General features: G+C 67.4%; 13 protein-coding genes. 10 read left to right on the forward strand and 3 right to left on the reverse strand.

All coding sequences use genetic code 11. The features are described 5' to 3' along the window. Positions 1-117: 117 nt before the first annotated feature. Together ACR65K_RS12365 and ACR65K_RS12370 are read right to left on the reverse strand one after the other, a co-directional pair. Positions 118-954 carry an alpha/beta fold hydrolase gene (locus ACR65K_RS12365; RefSeq protein WP_440153090.1) on the reverse strand — a complete coding sequence of 279 codons (837 nt, stop codon included), beginning with the start codon at positions 952-954 and terminating at the stop codon, positions 118-120. A 59-nt stretch (positions 955-1,013) separates the two neighbouring features. Continuing rightward, a complete protein-coding gene (locus tag ACR65K_RS12370; RefSeq protein WP_440153091.1) occupies positions 1,014-1,685 on the reverse strand; it encodes a TetR/AcrR family transcriptional regulator in 672 nt (223 codons plus the stop codon). Between the two features lie 229 nt (positions 1,686-1,914). Here ACR65K_RS12370 and ACR65K_RS12375 point away from each other — a divergent pair, with 229 nt between their 5' ends. Genes ACR65K_RS12375 through atzF form a run of 5 tightly spaced genes read left to right on the forward strand, consistent with a single transcriptional unit; the run spans position 1,915 to position 10,589 of the window. Next, on the forward strand, positions 1,915-3,417 hold the full coding sequence (locus ACR65K_RS12375) for an amino acid permease (protein ID WP_440153093.1): 1,503 nt from the start codon (positions 1,915-1,917) through the stop codon (positions 3,415-3,417). A 41-nt stretch (positions 3,418-3,458) separates the two neighbouring features. After that, positions 3,459-4,334 (forward strand): urea amidolyase associated protein UAAP1, encoded by an 876-nt coding sequence (locus ACR65K_RS12380; protein WP_440153095.1) that lies wholly within the window; start codon positions 3,459-3,461, stop codon positions 4,332-4,334. After that, positions 4,331-5,017: an urea amidolyase associated protein UAAP2 gene (locus ACR65K_RS12385; protein WP_440153097.1), complete on the forward strand. Its 687-nt coding sequence runs from the start codon at positions 4,331-4,333 to the stop codon at positions 5,015-5,017. Before ACR65K_RS12380 ends, ACR65K_RS12385 begins: the two co-directional genes overlap by 4 nt. Beyond that, complete coding sequence (gene uca, locus ACR65K_RS12390) at positions 5,014-8,745, forward strand: urea carboxylase (protein WP_440153099.1); 3,732 nt, start codon at positions 5,014-5,016, stop codon at positions 8,743-8,745. Before ACR65K_RS12385 ends, uca begins: the two co-directional genes overlap by 4 nt. Next, a complete protein-coding gene (atzF, locus tag ACR65K_RS12395; RefSeq protein ID WP_440153100.1) occupies positions 8,742-10,589 on the forward strand; it encodes an allophanate hydrolase in 1,848 nt (615 codons plus the stop codon). The genes uca and atzF overlap by 4 nt, the downstream gene beginning before the upstream one ends. On the opposite strand, the gene ACR65K_RS12400 is transcribed toward atzF, so the two are convergent. After that, positions 10,567-11,481: an alpha/beta fold hydrolase gene (locus tag ACR65K_RS12400; RefSeq protein WP_440153102.1), complete on the reverse strand. Its 915-nt coding sequence runs from the start codon at positions 11,479-11,481 to the stop codon at positions 10,567-10,569. The two genes, atzF and ACR65K_RS12400, sit on opposite strands and share 23 nt — an antisense overlap. Positions 11,482-11,555: 74 nt before the next feature. Between ACR65K_RS12400 and lysS the strand changes: the two genes are divergently transcribed. From lysS to ACR65K_RS12425, 5 genes are all read left to right on the forward strand, one after another. Then, a complete protein-coding gene (gene lysS / locus ACR65K_RS12405) occupies positions 11,556-13,088 on the forward strand; it encodes a lysine--tRNA ligase (protein WP_440153103.1) in 1,533 nt (510 codons plus the stop codon). Positions 13,089-13,099: 11 nt separating this feature from the next. Further along, positions 13,100-13,267 carry a hypothetical protein gene (locus tag ACR65K_RS12410; RefSeq protein WP_162253501.1) on the forward strand — a complete coding sequence of 56 codons (168 nt, stop codon included), beginning with the start codon at positions 13,100-13,102 and terminating at the stop codon, positions 13,265-13,267. Positions 13,268-13,396: 129 nt separating this feature from the next. Beyond that, on the forward strand, positions 13,397-13,729 hold the full coding sequence (locus ACR65K_RS12415) for a histone-like nucleoid-structuring protein Lsr2 (protein ID WP_056337539.1): 333 nt from the start codon (positions 13,397-13,399) through the stop codon (positions 13,727-13,729). 122 nt (positions 13,730-13,851) lie between these two features. Continuing rightward, positions 13,852-14,040, forward strand: coding sequence for a hypothetical protein (locus ACR65K_RS12420; RefSeq protein WP_440153105.1), 189 nt, complete (start codon positions 13,852-13,854; stop codon positions 14,038-14,040). Between the two features lie 34 nt (positions 14,041-14,074). Beyond that, complete coding sequence (locus ACR65K_RS12425; protein ID WP_026266017.1) at positions 14,075-16,567, forward strand: ATP-dependent Clp protease ATP-binding subunit; 2,493 nt, start codon at positions 14,075-14,077, stop codon at positions 16,565-16,567. Positions 16,568-16,630 lie beyond the last annotated feature (63 nt).

The following is a 16,630-nucleotide window of genomic DNA, read 5'->3' on the forward strand; positions in this document are numbered from 1 at the left end:
CCACAGCGCGGAACGGCCAGTACCAACTCTGCCAGCCAGTCCCAGACCAGCCACTCCAATCCTCACAGTCGTTTTGAAGCATCAAAGCGACACTTAGTGCTACTTACTTGGGGGGGGTCAGCCGGCGAAGAACTCGCTCAGTTCCTTGATCAGCCTGTCCGGAGCCTTGATGGCGCCGTCGTGGCCGAGGCCGGGCAGGATGGTGTAGCTGGAGCCGGAGAGCACGTCGTGGATCTGGCCGCAGGCGATGCCGAAGTAGGCGGGGCTCTTTTCGCCCACCACAATCAGGGTCTCCAGGGGGAGCGCCTGGAACGGCTCGGCCGGCATGTCGGCGGCAATGATGGCCTTGATCTCGCGGACGCCGGTGCGCATCAGCTCGCGCTGCTGCTTGCCTTCGGTGGTGCCGGCCGTCAATTTGTTGGCCAGGGTCAGCATGGACAACGGCATGCGCGATGAGAAGGAACCGCCGGCTTCCAGGCCCCGCTGAATCACGGCGAGGGCGCGGTCATGGTCTCCGGCGGCAATGGCGCGCTCATACTCCACAATCCAGTCGGCGGTGACGCTGCCGTTCACGGAGACGGCGGGGTCGTAGACGGCGAGTCGTTCCACCGGCAGTGTCCGGGCCGCGTGCAGGGCGACGGCGCCGCCGAAGCTGTGCCCAAACACATCGGTGCTGGAGGTGTGCTTCATGACGGTATCCAGGTCGCGGATGTCCACGTCCAGCGTGTAATCCTCGGGCTGCGGGGACGAGGATCCGCGCCCGCGCCGGTTGAAGGTGTGCACCGGGCGGCCCAGGGCGGCGCTCAGTTTCTGGGCGAACTTGGTGTAATCCGCAGCCGTCACCATGGAAGGCGGCACAACCACCACGCCCGAGCCCGCAGAAGCAAGTTCAGCGCCGGTGGAGAAGAGCTCCACAGTGCCGCCGTCGGGGGTCCTGATGTTCTCTCGCGTCATGCTCCGAGCCTAGCCGAGCAAGCCGGGTGGGGCATCCCGGCGGCCGGCGGTACGCAGGGTCACGCCAGGCGGTTGATGAGGGCCTGGCTCGCCGCGCGGATGGCCGGCAGCCGGTCCCCGAGTCCGCACAGGATCAGCCCGGCGTCGGCGGCCTGCATAGCGGAGTCAGCGCCGTCCGCGCCGTCCGCGCGAAGGTAGATCAGGGATTCCACTAAGCGGAAGGTGAAGTCGCCGCCGTCCGGTCCGCCCGGCGCGGCTGACACCCCCGCGCCCAGTGCCCCGTACAAACGCCTGAGCTCCTGGCGGTGGCTGTGGAACCGGGCAAAGCGGTCGCTCCGGACCTCGGGCAGGTGGTACAGCACGCCAAGGTTCCACCGTGCGCTGCACAGCTGGGTGCCGTCATAAAGCGCGACGGCGTGAAGGCGGCTTCCAGCCGGACTTTCGGTTCCCGGGGTGTCGGTGGGCAGGGCGGCCACGGCACGTGCGAACGTCAGCCCGCCGGACACCGTCCCCTCGAGCAGGTCCTCGAGGATATCGTCCTTGGTCTTGAAGTGGTGGTAGAGGGATGACTGCCGGATGCCCACCGCGTCCGCGATGGACCGCGTGGAGGTGCTGGCGAAGCCCTGGGTGGTGAACAGCTCCGCCGCGGCGTCGAGGATTTCATCGCGGGCGGTGGCGCCCGGCCGCGAGGGCTGCTGGTGGCGGGGGCGGCCCGGTCCTACGGAAGTCACGGCCCCATTCTTGCACTGCCGGGTGCGCCGAAAATCACCGGCGGGCATGGTGAGGGGACGGAAATCTGCCCGAAACAAGATGTCTATCCGCCTTTTACAGAGGTGAAACTGTTTGGGGACATCCCGCTGGAAAACTATCAAGTGACCGGTAATCAGCAGCCTTCGGCCGAGCGCTGCAGTACCGGGAGGCTTCGCCCCCAAGATCCCTTTCCAGTTCCGGAGATTCCCGATGACATCCACCGTTCTCCCCACCGTCCACCAGGACGATGCAGACCTGACGTCCCTTGGCTACCAGCCCACCCTCCACCGAAAGCTCGGCCGCTACGCTTCCTTTGCCGCGGGCTTCTCGTTCGTTTCCATCCTCACCACCATCTTCCAGCTCTTCGCGTTCGGCTACTCGTTCGCCGGGCCGGCGTTCTTCTGGACCTGGCCGGTGGTCCTGGTGGGCCAGCTGCTGGTGGCCCTGAACTTCGCCGAACTCGCAGCCCGCTACCCCCTTTCCGGTGCCGTTTACCAGTGGGCGCGGCGCGTCGGCGGGGAAGGCGTGGGCTGGTTCGCCGGCTGGTTCATGGCCATCGCACAGGTGGTCACCGCAGCCGCGGCCGCCATCGCCCTGCAGGTGGTCCTGCCCCAGCTCTGGGACGGATTCCAGGTGGTGGGCGGCGATCCCGCGCTCAACACGGTGACCGGTGCCTCCAACGCCGTGGTCCTGGGCGCCGTCCTCCTGGTGGCCACCACCATCATTAACTCCCTCGGCGTAAAGCTCATGGCGCACGTCAACTCCGTGGGCGTCACCTGCGAGATCGTGGGCGTCGCGGCCGTGATCCTGGCCCTCATCAGTGCCGCCCAGCGCGGTCCGGAGGTGGTTGCGGACACCACCGTGCTGCAGGGATCGGACCTCGGTGCTGTTGGAGCCTTCCTGGTCTCCGGGCTGATGGCCGCGTACGTCATGGTGGGCTTCAACTCCGCCGGTGAACTGTCCGAAGAAACCAAGGACCCACGCCGCACCGCACCCCGGACCATCCTCTCCGCCCTGCTCATCTCCGGCGTCGGCGGTGCTCTGATGATCATCACCGCCCTGATGGCGGCGCCGAGCCTCGACGACGGCCGCCTCGCCACCGAAGGCCTCCCGTACGTCCTCACCGCGGTCCTGGGCACCTTCTGGGGCAAGGTCCTGCTGGTGGATGTGGCCATAGCCATCTTCGTCTGCACCCTGGCGATCCAGACTGCAGGTTCCCGCCTGGTCTTCTCCATGGCCCGCGACGGCAAGCTCCCGGCGTCGGCCCTGCTCTCCTCCGTCCACCCCACCCGCGGCACGCCCATGTGGCCCTCCATCGTCATCGGGGCCCTTGCAGTTGCGGTGCTGGCCATCAACGTAGGCAACGCCGCCCTGTTCACCACCCTGTGCAGCGTCTGCATCGTGATGGTCTACCTTGCCTACCTCCTGGTCACCGTCCCGCAGCTGCTCAACCGCCTCCGCGGCGACTGGGATCGGGTGGGGCAGACCATGCCCGCCGGACTGTTCTCGCTGGGCCGCTGGGGCCTTCCCGTCAACATCCTCGCCGTCCTTTACGGCGGCGTGATGGTGGTCAACCTGGCGTGGCCCCGGCCCGAGGTGTACGACCCCTCCGGCGAGAACGGCCTCCTCCTCTGGTCCGCGCCCCTGATGGTCACCGCCGTGCTGCTCCTGGGCCTCTGGGTCAGGAGCCGGAACGTGGCAGCCAAGGCCTGACACCCATTTCCCTCATCTTTTCGACACAACCCAGGACTGACATGACACAGACCCTCGAAACACCAGCAACCGGGACCGCCACCACGGCCGGCGCCCGGGCCCATGCCCGCGAACAGCACGGCAGGACCGCCGAAACCATGCGCCACGTGCCGGCAACTTCCGCCCCGGCGCACCTTCTGGCGGGAATGCCCGACGGCGCGTCCCCCACATGGGCCGAATCCCTCGCCTTTGGCCGCAACACCACCATGTCCCTGGCCCGGGGCACCAGGGTTCGGCTCACGGACACCGCCGGCGATGCCTGTGTGCACACCCTCCTGTACCGCGCCGGCGCCACCCACGAGCGGCTCAATGTCGCCGATACCGTCAAGGTCCCCTGGCAGGCCTACCCCGGCGCGGGCCACCCGCTGCTGTCGGACGCCGGGCGCCTGATGGCAACCATCGTTGCCGATACGTCGAACCGGCACGACGCACTGACCGGCGCCACCACTCTCGCCGGCAACACCGCAAAGTACGGTGCCGGAACCGTCTACAGCGCATCCCCGGCGGCACGGGAGCTGCTCACCCTGGGCGCCCTCAAGAATGGCCTGGGCACCCGGGACGTGGCGCCGTCGATCTCCTTCTTCAAAGGCATCACCGTGAACCCGGCCGGAACCATCACCTTCACCGGCAGCGCCGGGCCGGGTGCCGTCGTCGAACTCCTGCTCCAGATGGACGCCGTGCTGGTCCTGGCCAACACCGCCCACCCGCTGGACCCGCGCACGGACTTCACTGGGACGGCCGTCGACATCACCGCCTGGCACGCGCCCCAGGACCTCGCCGCACTGGAAGCCGGCAGCCTGGCCGGACCACTGGCCCCGGAACACCTGCAGGCCCTCCGCAACACCGAACACGACCTCGCCGCAAGGAACGCCCGATGAACACTGCAATCGATACCAGGTCAACCCCTGACGCCGCCGACGCCGCCGACGCCGCGCTCGCCCCAGGCGCCGTAGTCCTGGACGAATTCGTCGAAGCCCGCGGCCCCTGGTCCGCAGTGGTGGCAGCCGGCGACGTGCTGACCATCGTGGACCTCGAAGGCAACCAGGCCGTGGACTGCCTGCTCTACGCCGTGGCCGACACCGCCGTCCGCTACTCGGCGGCGGCCACCATTGCCGCCCAGCAGTCAATCGTCCTCACCACCGGTTCGGTCCTCCGCGCAGACACCGGCGCGCCCATGATGACCGTCGTGGCAGACGAAGTGGGCGTGCACGACACCATCGGCGGCGCCTGCTCCCAGGAATCCAACACCCTCCGCTACGGACAGCACACCCGCGAACAGCACGCCTGCGTGGAGAACTTCCTGATCGAGGGCTCCCGCTGGGGCCTGGGCAAGCGGGACCTGGTGTCCAACATCAACTGGTTCATGAACGTCCCGGTGGACCCGGACGGCGCCCTGGGCATCGTGGACGGCCTCTCCGCCCCCGGCAAGCGGGTGGCACTCAAGGCTGAGGTGGACACCCTGGTTCTCGTCTCCAACTGCCCGCAGATCAACAACCCGTGCAACGGCTTCAACCCCACCCCCGTCCGCATGATCGTCACCCGGCCGGAGGCAGCCAAGTGAACAGCAGGAACGAGAACACTTTCGACACCCTCCTGATCGCCAACCGCGGTGAAATCGCATGCCGCATCATCGAATCCGCCCGCAAACTGGGACTCCGGACCGTCGCCGTCTTCTCCGAAGCAGACCGCGGCGCCAAGCACGTCCGGCTCGCCGATGAAGCCGTGCTGCTGGGGCCTGCGCCGGCCAAGGAGTCCTACCTCCGGGTTGACGCAATCCTGGCAGCGGCCAAGGAAACAGGCGCCGGCGCCATCCACCCCGGTTACGGTTTCCTCTCCGAGGACGCAGCCTTCGCCGAGGCCGTGGAGGCAGCCGGCCTGGTGTTCGTGGGCCCCACCCCCGAGCAGTTGCGCATCTTCGGCACCAAGCACACAGCGCGCGACGCCGCCCGGGCGGCCGGGGTGCCCATGATCGCCGGTTCCGGGCTGCTTGAGGATGTGGACGCCGCCGTCGCGGCCTCCGCCGCGATCGGCTTCCCGCTGATGCTCAAGGCCACCGGCGGTGGCGGCGGCATCGGCATGACGGTCTGCCGTTCCGAGGCCGAACTCGTGGAAAGCTTCCCCCGCGTGGCCCGCCTGGCCGGTGCCAGCTTCGGAACGGCCGGCGTCTTCGCCGAACGGTACGTCGAAAACGCCAGGCACGTCGAGGTACAAATCTTCGGCGACGGCGAAGGCCGGGTGGTCAGCCTGGGCGACCGGGACTGCTCCCTGCAGCGGCGCCACCAGAAAGTCCTCGAGGAAGCACCCGCCCCGGACCTGCCGGACGAGCTGCGGGAGGAACTGCACCGCAGCTCCCGCGCCCTCTGCGCCTCCCTTAACTACCGCTCCGCCGGCACCGTGGAGTTCGTCTACGACTCCGTCCGCCAGGAAGCCTCCTTCCTGGAAGTCAACGCCCGGCTCCAGGTGGAGCACCCGGTCACTGAAGCCGTCACCGGCGTAGACCTGGTGGAATGGATGCTGCGCCTGGCCCAGGGCGGCAGCGACGCCCAGGCAGTCCTGGCCGGCGTGCCGGACAGCCTCCCGGTGGCCGGCCACGCCGTGGAAGCCCGGGTTTACGCCGAGGACCCGGCCAGGGGTTTCCAGCCCAGCGCCGGAACCGTCACCAACGCCGCCTACCCCACTGCGGCAGAAGCCCGCGTGGACGCCTGGGTGGAAACCGGCACCGATGTCTCCACCAGCTACGACCCCCTCATGGGCAAAATCATCACGTCCGGCGCAAACCGCGCCGACGCCTTCGACCGGCTCGCCGCAGCCCTGGAAGACACCCGGATCGACGGGATCGAGACCAATTTGGGTATGCTGCGCGCCGTGAGCGGCCTGGACGTGGTCCGCGCGGTCCAGCATTCCACCAGCACCCTGGACAACGTGGGGGACCCGGAGCCCCGCATCACGGTGGGCCGCCCCGGCCTGCAGACCAGCGTGCAGGACTGGCCGGGCCGCACCGGCCTCTGGCAGATCGGTGTCCCGCCGAGCGGCCCCATGGACGATCTGTCGTTCCGGCTTGGCAACACCGCCCTGGGCAATCCGGAAGGCGCGCCGGGTCTCGAGTTCACCATGACCGGCCCAAGCCTGACTTTCACGCACGCCACGACCGTCTGCGTCACCGGCGCGGAAGCCACGGTGACTGTTGATGGAACGGAGGTGCCCGCCTGGACCCCCGTGACCGTCCCGGCAGGGGGAACGCTCGACGCGGGCACGGCCGCCGGCAAGGGCCTGCGCGGCTACATCCTGTTCCAGGGCGGCCTGGACATCCCCAAGTACCTGGGCAGCGCCTCCACCTTCACCTTGGGCCAGTTCGGCGGCCACGCCGGGCGGGTGCTCCGCACGGGCGACGTGCTCCGTGCTGTGAAGCAGGCCGCAGGGCAGGAAGCACCCACGGCAGCCGTCCCGCTCGACAGCCGTCCCGCCCTCACCTCCACCTGGGAATTGGCCGTGGCCGAAGGCCCACACGGAGCCCCGGAGTTCTTCCAGCGTGAGGATATCGAGGAGCTGTACAGCGCGGAGTACGAGGTCCACTTCAACTCCGCCCGCACCGGCGTGCGCCTCATCGGCCCCAAACCGCGCTGGGCGCGGACCGACGGCGGCGAAGCAGGCCTGCACCCCTCCAACATCCACGACACCGCCTACTCGGTGGGTGCCCTGGACTTCACCGGCGACACCCCCATCCTGCTTGGCCCGGACGGACCCAGCCTGGGCGGCTTCGTCTGCCCCGTCACCGTCGTGACGGCCGAACGCTGGAAGCTCGGCCAGCTCCGCCCGGGGGACAAGGTCCGGTTCGTGCCCATCAAAGCCGGCCAGGCGCCGTCGGCCAAGGACCTGGGACCCGGCCGCCAACTGGTCCTCCCGGGTGACGCTGATTGGTCGTCAAACCCGTCCATGGCAGCCACGGGGACCAGCCGCGGCTTCCGCGGCGATGGCGACGACGGCGTGCTGGGCCGGGTGCCGGAAGGTTCCGGCCGGCCCGCGGTCACCTACCGCCGCTCCGGCGACGACAACCTGCTGGTGGAATATGGCGAGATGGTGCTGGACCTGGGCCTGCGTGCCCGCGTCCACGCCCTGCACCAGCAGATCGAAGCGCTCAGGGTGCCGGGCGTCGTGGACCTCACGCCGGGCATCCGGTCGCTGCAGATCAAGGTGGACCCGTCCGTCCTGTCCACTGCCCGTCTGCTGGACCTGGTCCAGGAAATCGAGGCCGCGCTGCCCGCGAGCTCCGAACTGGTGGTTCCCAGCCGCACCGTCCGGCTGCCGCTGTCCTGGGATGATCCGGCCACCCGCGAGGCAATCGAACGGTACATGGCGGGTGTCCGGGACGACGCGCCCTGGTGCCCCTGGAACATCGAGTTCATCCGCCGGATCAACGGCCTGGACTCCGTCAACGACGTCTTCGACACCGTCTTCAATGCCGAGTACCTGGTGCTGGGCCTGGGCGACGTGTACCTGGGCGCGCCGGTGGCCACCCCGCTGGACCCGCGGCACCGCCTGGTCACCACCAAGTACAACCCGGCCCGCACGTGGACGCCGGAGAACGCGGTGGGCATTGGCGGCGCGTACATGTGCATCTACGGGATGGAAGGCCCCGGCGGCTACCAGTTCGTGGGCCGCACCACCCAAGTGTGGTCGCGGTATGCCGATACCGCCCCGTTCGAACCCGGATCGCCCTGGCTGCTGCGTTTCTTCGACCGGATCTCCTGGTACCCCGTCAGCCCCGAGGAACTCCTGGACCTGCGCGCCGACATGGCCGCGGGGCGTGGCCGGGGCGTCGAGATCGAGGAAGGGACTTTCTCGCTTGCCGAGCACGAGAAGTTCCTGGCGGAGAACAGCCGGTCCATCGAGGCGTTCCGGGAAAAGCAGGGTGCAGCGTTCGCCGTGGAACGGCAGGCATGGGCCGACGCCGGTGAGTTCGACCGCGCGGACACGCTGGCCGCCGTCGTCACTCCCGTGGTGGACGACGTGGTGGTTCCGGACGGCGGCTCGCTCGTCTCGGCGCCCTTCGCCGCGAGCGTCTGGAAGGTGGACGTGGCGGCCGGGGACCGGGTGGTGAAAGGCCAGCCGCTGGTATCGCTGGAGGCAATGAAGATGGAAACGGTCCTGGAGGCTCCCTGCGACGGCGTGGTGCTCCGCGTCCTGCCGGCGGCCGGGGGCCAGGTAGTGGCGGGCGAGGCAGTGGTGGTCCTCGGTGCCGACCAACCTGCGGGGCTGGAAGAGCTGGAACTGGAAGAGGTAGCAGTATGAGCACGGCAATCAACGGCAGTGCCACGCGGCGTGCCACAGCAGCCCTGGCAGCGCTGGAAACAGTGGACCGGCCGGAAATCTGGATCACGCTCCGCAGTGCGGAGGACCTTCTGGCCGAGGCAGCGTCGATCGACGCCGCCGTGGCAGCCGGCGCGGACCTCCAGCTTGCCGGGCTGCTGCTGGCCGTCAAGAACAACGTCGACCTGGCAGGCATCCCCACCACGGCCGCCTGCCCGGACTTTGCCTACACCCCGGACAACGATGCCGAAGCGGTGGCCCGGCTCCGCGCTGCCGGTGCCCTGGTCCTGGGCGCCACCAACCTGGACCAGTTCGCCACCGGATTGGTGGGGACGCGCAGCCCCTACGGCGCCGTCCGCGACTCGCGCCGGCCGGAGTACATCTCCGGCGGATCCAGCTCCGGCTCAGCCGTGGCGGTGGCGCTGGGACTGGTGGACATCGCGATCGGTACGGACACGGCAGGCTCCGGCCGGGTCCCCGCCGGGCTTCAGGGCATCGTGGGCATCAAGGCAACCCTGAGTGTCGTCTCCACAGCGGGCGTTGTGCCCGCCTGCCGGTCCTGGGACGCCGTCACCATCTTTGCCCGGAACCTGTCCACTGCCGAGCTCGCCATGGGCGTCATGGCCGGCAACTCCCGGGGCTGGCCAGCGGACATCCGTTTGGCTGCACCGGAACGGCCCCGGGTGGCCTATCCCGCAACCCTGCCGGCGCTACCGGACACCTGGGCAGCCGCATTCAACCGCCACGTGGACCGGCTTCAGTCCTTGGAAGTGGAGGTGGAAGCCATCGAATTCGATGCCTTCCTCGAAGCCGCCCGGCTGTTGTACGACGGCGGGCTGGTGGCCGAACGCCACGCTGCCGTGGGCAGCTTCCTGGAAAAGTACGACGCCGGCATGGCCGGTCAGGCGGGCATCGACCCCACCGTGGAACGCATCATCCGCGCGGCCGGCACAGTGCCCGCGCACCGGTACGTCAACGACACCGACAAGCTGGAAGCACTAAAGCAGATGGCGATGGCACAGCTCAAAGGGTTCGACGCCCTGCTGATCCCCACCGCCCCGTTCCACCCCACCCTGGCTGAAGTCGCCGCGGACCCGGTGGGAGTGAACTCGCTGATGGGCACCTATACCAACTTCTGCAACCTGTTCGACCTCTGCGCCGTGGCAGTGCCCGCCGGGGAAGTGGACGGCGCCCAATTCGGGCTCACGGTGGTGGGCAGGACCTTCGATGATGCCGTGGCGGCGGATATCGCCCGCCGCCTGGAGGTCACCCCGGACGCTCCCGCCCTCTTCGCTCCCGGTGCGGCAGCCGAGGTTGACCGCGCCGGTGCCCGTTCGTCGTCGTCCGCGCCCTGGCCGCTGGCAGCCGGTGCAACCGCCGTGCCGCTGGTGGTGGTGGGTGCGCACCGCAAGGGCCAGCCGCTGGCGCCGCAGCTGGAGGAACTCGGGGCGTTCTGGGATGGCCCGGTCCGGACCGCGGCCCGCTACCGCATGGTGGCACTGGACACGGTGCCGCCCAAGCCGGGCGTGTACCGCTCCGAGGACGGCGCGGAACTGGTGGGGGAGAAGTGGCTGCTGTCGCCCGCGGCCCTGGGGATCTTCCTGGCTGCCCTTCCCGAGCCCATGCTCCTGGGATCTGTGCGGCTGGCGGACGGCTCCACCGCCGTCGGGTTCGCCTGTGATGCCGTTGCCGCCGCAGGTGCTGAGGACATCACCGCCTGGGGTGACTGGCTGGCGGACCGGAGCGTGGAACCCAAGCCCCGGACGGTGTGGCGGGACCTGGGGGAGGCTGCCCTCGCGGGGTTCAGCCGCGGGGAGCGCGGATAGCCTCAGCTTCGTCCGGGCGGGATTCCCCGTCCGGACGTTCTTCCTTGAAGTACGCCGCGATGTCCGCCACCAGTTCCTTGACCGCTGCCGGGATGGACCCGTGGAAGCACTTGGGGGAGAGCAGGTAGGTGCTGCCCCGAACCGCCTGGTGCAGCCGCTGGGCTGTTTCCCTGTAGTAGGCAGGACTCTTGCCGCCGGCCATGAAATGGGTATTTGCAGGCAGCACGCTGAAGTCCCGGGCATGGTCCTTTTCGTCGTAGGCTGCGCGCAGTTCGCCCACCCCGCTGGGCATGACCTGGCGGAACATCCTGTTGATCCTGGTCCGGGACAACACGGCCATCAGGCCGGCCAGGACCGGTTCCGGGATCCTGGCCATGGTTGAGCCGGGGCTGGTGGCCTTCTTCATATGCGCCAGCGCATGGCCCACCCTGCCTTGGTTCACGGCATCCTCGAACCCGTCCAGCCACGCGGTGTCGATGCTGCCGTCAATATTCACCGCGGCGTCGTAGACCGCAAGCTTGTCCGGGACCAACGCGGTTCCGGTGAACTCCTGCACCGCATTCAGGGCCACCGCTCCACCCAGGCTGTGGCCCAGGATGTTCCGGGCGCCGGTGGCTTTGAGGACAGTCCGGACATCCTCGATTTCGGTGGCCATGGAGTAGTCCGCCGGCTGCTCGGACGACTTTCCCCGGCCCCGGCGGTCATAGACGTCAACCGCCCAGCCGTCCCCCAGGCCCTTCGCCAGGGCAATCGAGAACGGGCGGTAGATCAACGCCGTCAGGAACGCGCCGCCGATCAGCAGCACCCGCCGTTCGCCGGGCGCCTCTTCGGTGCCGTAGCTGTATAAAGCCAGCCTGCCGCCGTCGTGCGTTGGAAGTACGCGTTCTTTCACCAGCCCATCGTAGGGTGTGCACCTGCGGGGCAACTGGGAGCCCGGGTACCCAATGCCCGGTAAACTTGTGGATTGTGACTTCCCAAAACACCCCCTCGCCCAAGAACGCCCCTGAGCCCGTCGATGCCAGCGAGCAGATGCGGATCCGCATGGAAAAGCGCGCCAAACTCCTGGAGCGCGGCGCTGAGGCGTACCCGGTGGGTGTGGAGCGGACGCATTCGCTCGCCGAGATCCGGGAAAAGTACGCCCACCTCGAGGCGGACGACACCACTGGTGACGTGGTGGGCGTTACCGGCCGCGTCGTCTTCATCCGCAACACCGGCAAGCTCTGCTTCGCCACCCTGCAGGAAGGCGGCACCGACGGCAAGGCCACCCGCCTGCAGGCCATGCTGAGCCTGGCCAACGTGGGCGAGGAAGCGCTGGCAGACTGGAAGGCGCTGGTTGACCTTGGCGACCACGTGTTCATCAAGGGCGAGGTCATCTCCTCACGCCGCGGCGAGCTGTCCATCATGGCCGATTCCTGGTCAATGGCCTCCAAGGCCCTGCGCCCGCTGCCCGTCCTGCACGCGGACCTGAACGAGGAAACCCGCGTCCGCCAGCGCTACGTCGACCTGATGGTCCGTGACGAGGCCCGCGAAATGGTCTACACCCGCGCGGCCATCACCCGCTCCATCCGCGAGACACTGTTCCGGCGCCGCTACGTGGAAGTGGAAACCCCCATCCTCAACCTGGTCCATGGCGGTGCCCTTGCGCGGCCGTTCGAGACCCACATGAACGCCTTCGACCAGAAGATGACCCTGCGCATCGCCACCGAGCTGTACCTCAAGCGCGCCGTGGTGGGCGGGATCGACCGCGTGTACGACATGGGCCGCGTGTTCCGCAACGAGGGCGTGGACTCCACCCACAGCCCTGAATTCACCACCCTTGAGTGCTACGAGGCCTGGGCAGACCAGTTCGTCATGGCCGAGCGGATCAAGGAGATCATCCTCGACGCCGCCGACGCCGTGGGTGCCGGCCGTGTCCTGCAGACCGAGGCCGGCGAGATCAACCTCGACGGCGAGTGGGCGTGGCTGGCCGTCTACCCCGGACTTTCCGACGCCGTTGGGCAGGAAATCACGCCGGACACGCCCGTTGAGGTGCTGCGCGGGATTGCGGAAAAGCACGACGTCAAGGTGGACCCCAAATGGGACGCCGAAAAGCTGGTGGTGGAACTCTTCGGCGAAATCGTGGAGCCCACCCTGCTGAACCCCACCTTCGTCTACGACTACCCGCCGTCCGCCCAGCCGCTGGCCCGCCCGCACCGCGAGGACGGCCGGCTGATCGAAGCCTGGGACCTGATCATTGGCGGCATGGAGCGCGGCACCGCGTTCTCGGAGCTGATCGACCCCGTCATCCAGCGCGAACGGCTCACCGAGCAGTCCATGCATGCCGCCGCCGGCGACGTGGAGGCAATGCAGCTCGACGAGGACTTCCTGCGCGCCCTGGAATACGGTGCCCCGCCCATGGGCGGCATCGGCCTGGGCATCGACCGGCTGGTCATGCTCTTCACGGGCGCCGGCATCCGCGAAACCATCCTGTTCCCCCTGCTGAAGCCCGAAGGGCACTGATCATGGAATACGTGGCAGTTATTCTTCCCTCCCTGGTGGTGGGCCTGCTGTTCTGGTTCGCCATGAAGGCAATCTTCAACGCGGACAAGGCCGAGCGGCAGGCGGAGGCCCGGGCGCAGGCCGAGGCCGACTCCCTCCCGGTGCAGCCCGTGGACCGCCCGGGCCCGGAATCCAAATAGATAAATCCCCCTTCTTTCCGGTTTTATCCCCAAGGAACCAATAGGCGCTTTGACGCGTTGCCAACATAAGAGTCATAATTTTTTTGGGAAACATCCTGCTTTTCTGAAAACCCAAGAGGAAGACCTTTAATGGCACAGAAAGTAAACATCATCCTCGTTGATGATCTGGATGGGGGATCCGCAGACGAGAATGTTAAGTTCGGCCTCGATGGGGTCAACTACGAGATTGACCTGTCGGCAGGCAATGCCGCTGAACTTCGGTCTTCACTGGAGAGGTTCATCAACGCTGCACGCAAGGCATCCGGCGGCCGCAGCACCCAGAGGGCGAAAGCTCCAACGGGAGGGCGCAGCCACGACTCGGCACAAATCCGGCAATGGGCCCGGGATAACGGCTACACCGTTAACAGCCGCGGCCGAATTCAGGCTGAAATCCAGGAAGCCTACCAAAAGGCAAATTCCTAGGACTGCCTTTAGCTTCACTGAAACCCCGCTTACCGCCGCCAGGCGGGGCGGGGTTTTTCAATTCCCGGCATAATCCTGCTATGAGGGGCTGCGCGGGCGGCTCAATTGGCCAAAATATGGAGGTGCTCCAAACGCCCGGCGTCCGTCCGTATTTCATGGCCGTGGACAACCGGGGATGTACGTTCCAGCCACTGGCTGTCTCCATGCGGACCCGGTTCACGGGCCCGCAGCCCGGCGCCGTCCTTATTCCCGCAAGGGCCCGGGTTTCCCCTGTGGCGAACACGCTCCACATCTCCGGAACGGCCACGTAGCATCAAAGTACGTCGTAGCTAGGAGTGTGGCGAAATGTTTGAGCGATTTACGGACCGTGCCCGTCGCGTAGTTGTGCTTGCCCAAGAAGAGGCACGCATGCTGAACCACAATTACATCGGTACCGAACACATCCTCTTGGGTCTGATCCATGAGGGTGAGGGTGTTGCCGCCAAAGCTCTTGAGTCCTTGAGCATTTCGCTCGACGGCGTTCGCGAGCAGGTGCAGGAGATCATCGGACAGGGCCAGCAGGCCCCCTCCGGCCACATCCCCTTCACCCCCCGCGCCAAGAAGGTGCTGGAACTCTCGCTGCGCGAAGCCCTGCAGCTGGGCCACAACTACATCGGCACGGAGCACATCCTGCTCGGCCTCATCCGCGAGGGTGAGGGCGTTGCCGCCCAGGTTCTGGTCAAGCTCGGCGCCGACCTCAACCGGGTCCGCCAGCAGGTCATCCAGCTCCTCTCCGGCTACCAGGGCAAGGAAACCACCGGCGCAGGCGTCGGCGGCGGACAGCCCGAAGGCGCACCCGCCGGTTCCGTGGTCCTGGACCAGTTCGGCCGCAACCTGACCCAGGCTGCGCGCGAGAACAAGCTGGACCCGGTCATCGGGCGCGAGCAGGAAATGGAACGGGTCATGCAGGTCCTTTCCCGCCGCACCAAGAACAACCCCGTCCTGATCGGTGAGCCCGGCGTCGGCAAGACTGCCGTCGTCGAAGGCCTGGCCCAGGCGATTGTCCGCGGGGACGTCCCGGAGACCATTCGTGACAAGCAGCTCTACACCCTGGACCTCGGTTCCCTGGTGGCAGGCTCCCGCTACCGCGGTGACTTCGAAGAGCGCCTGAAGAAGGTCCTCAAGGAGATCCGCACCCGCGGCGACATCATCCTGTTCATCGATGAGATCCACACGCTGGTGGGTGCCGGTGCCGCCGAAGGCGCCATCGACGCAGCCTCGATCCTGAAGCCCATGCTGGCCCGCGGCGAGCTGCAGACCATCGGCGCCACCACGCTGGACGAGTACCGCAAGCACATCGAGAAGGACGCCGCCCTGGAGCGCCGCTTCCAGCCGATCCAGGTCAAGGAACCCTCCGTGGCACATGCCATCGAGATCCTCAAGGGCCTGCGCGACCGGTACGAGGCACACCACCGCGTCACCATCACCGACGGCGCCCTGGCCTCCGCTGCAAGCCTGGCCGAACGCTACATCTCGGACCGCTTCCTGCCGGACAAGGCGATCGACCTGATCGACGAAGCCGGCGCCCGGCTGCGCATCCGCCGCATGACCGCTCCGCCGGAGCTCAAGGCCATGGACGAGCGCATCGCCAAGCTGAAGATGGAGAAGGAATCCGCCATCGACGCGCAGGACTTCGAAGGTGCCGCCTCGCTCCGCGACAAGGAACAGAAGATGATTTCCGAGCGCGCGGAGAAGGAACGCCACTGGAAGTCCGGCGGCATGGACGACATCTCCGAGGTGGACGAGGATCTCATCGCCGAGGTGCTGGCCAACTCCACCGGCATCCCCGTCTTCAAGCTGACCGAGGAAGAATCCTCGCGGCTGCTCAAGATGGAAGATGAACTGCACAAGCGCGTCGTTGGCCAGGATGAGGCCATCAAGGCACTCTCGCAGGCCATCCGCCGCACCCGTGCAGGGCTCAAGGACCCCAAGCGCCCCGGTGGCTCGTTCATCTTCGCCGGCCCCACCGGCGTCGGCAAGACCGAGCTCGCCAAGGCACTCGCGGAGTTCCTGTTCGGTGAAGAGGATGCCCTCATCACGCTGGACATGTCCGAGTACTCCGAGAAGCACACCGTCTCGCGGCTCTTCGGTGCCCCTCCGGGCTACGTGGGCTACGAAGAGGGCGGCCAGCTGACCGAGAAGGTCCGCCGCCGTCCGTTCTCCGTGGTGCTGTTCGACGAAGTGGAAAAGGCCCACGCGGACCTCTTCAACTCGCTGCTGCAGATCCTGGAAGACGGTCGCCTGACCGACTCCCAGGGCCGCGTAGTGGACTTCAAGAACACCGTGATCATCATGACCACCAACCTGGGTACCCGGGACATCTCCAAGAGCGTTGCCACCGGCTTCCAGTCCGGCACCGACACGCAGACCGGCTACAACCGCATGCGTGCCCGTGTCACCGAGGAGCTCAAGCAGCACTTCCGCCCCGAGTTCCTGAACCGTGTTGACGACGTCGTGGTGTTCCCGCAGCTGACCCAGGACGAGATCATCGAGATCGTGGACCTGTTCGTCACCCGCCTGGAGAAGCGCCTCAAGGACAAGGACATGGGCATCGAGCTCACCAAGGCCGCCAAGGTGCTCCTGGCCACCCGCGGCTACGATCCCGCAATGGGCGCCCGGCCGCTGCGCCGCACCATCCAGCGTGAGATCGAGGACCAGCTCTCCGAGAAGATCCTCTTCGGCGAGATCCACCCCGGCGACATCGTCGTGGTGGATGTCGAAGGCGAAGGCGACGACGCGAAGTTCACCTTCGCCGGCAACGCCAAGCCGCGCATCCCGGAAATCGCCCCGAGCGTCTAGCCTCCACAGCCAAAGCCCCGCCACTCCGCAAGGAGCGGCGGGGCTTTCTGCGTTCACGCCACC

Source organism: Arthrobacter sp. SAFR-179 (assembly GCF_059414945.1).